6 tRNA genes are annotated in these 803 nt (G+C 43.5%); all 6 read right to left on the reverse strand.

Annotation, left to right across the window (positions count from 1 at the left end):
• Window positions 1–52: 52 nt before the first annotated feature.
• The 6 genes from NE665_RS23850 to NE665_RS23875 all read right to left on the reverse strand — a co-directional run bounded on the left by NE665_RS23850 (window position 53) and on the right by NE665_RS23875 (window position 577).
• Window positions 53–126, reverse strand: a tRNA-Gly gene (locus NE665_RS23850).
• Between the two features lie 10 nt (window positions 127–136).
• Window positions 137–212: transfer RNA gene (locus NE665_RS23855), tRNA-Lys, on the reverse strand.
• A 20-nt stretch (window positions 213–232) separates the two neighbouring features.
• Window positions 233–308, reverse strand: a tRNA-Gln gene (locus NE665_RS23860).
• Window positions 309–316: 8 nt separating this feature from the next.
• Window positions 317–400, reverse strand: a tRNA-Tyr gene (locus NE665_RS23865).
• A gap of 16 nt (window positions 401–416) precedes the next feature.
• A tRNA-Thr gene (locus NE665_RS23870) sits at window positions 417–492 on the reverse strand.
• A gap of 9 nt (window positions 493–501) precedes the next feature.
• Window positions 502–577 (reverse strand) — tRNA-Val (locus NE665_RS23875).
• Window positions 578–803: the final 226 nt, after the last annotated feature.

Raw genomic sequence — 803 nt, forward strand, 5'->3', positions numbered from 1 at the left:
TTTAACAAAAATGCCCAGAGCCATAGGCTCTGAGCACAAATCTTACTCATAATGGAGCGGGTGATGAGAATCGAACTCACGTAGTCAGCTTGGAAGGCTGAAGTTCTACCATTGAACTACACCCGCAACAGATAAATGGTGACCCGTGGGCGATTCGAACGCCCGACCCTCTGATTAAAAGTCAGATGCTCTACCAACTGAGCTAACGGGTCATTTATATGTTGAATTTAATTGGCTGGGGCAACTGGGATCGAACCAGTGGAATGCCAGAGTCAAAGTCTGGTGCCTTACCGCTTGGCTATGCCCCAATAAAAGATGGTGGGGAGGGGCAGATTCGAACTGCCGAACCAAAAGGAACTGAGTTACAGTCAGCCGCGTTTAGCCACTTCGCTACCTCCCCGACTCTTTTTAAAAGATGGTGCCGACTATAGGAATTGAACCCACAACCTACTGATTACAAGTCAGTTGCTCTACCAATTGAGCTAAGTCGGCACATTTTTATGGTGGAGGCTGAGGGACTCGAACCCCCGACCCTCTGCTTGTAAGGCAGACGCTCTCCCAGCTGAGCTAAGCCTCCACGTTTTTTGAACTTCTTTTTTTGCGCCGTTCTCATCAGCGCTCATATATAATACCATTAGACTTTTTTTATGTCAACAACTTTTTTGAATTTTTTTATCTAAGCTGAAGTGAAAAGTTAAATTCCACTTTCAAAGTAGCTAAGTAGAAAAGACTCTTACACAACAATCTAGTTGAATTTACACTTACAATTGCATTTAGTCTTTCATATATCCTTTTTTATATCT

This window comes from Clostridium sp. DFI.1.208, assembly GCF_024463855.1.
Classification (GTDB): Bacteria; Bacillota_I; Bacilli_A; order Erysipelotrichales; family Erysipelotrichaceae; genus Clostridium_AQ.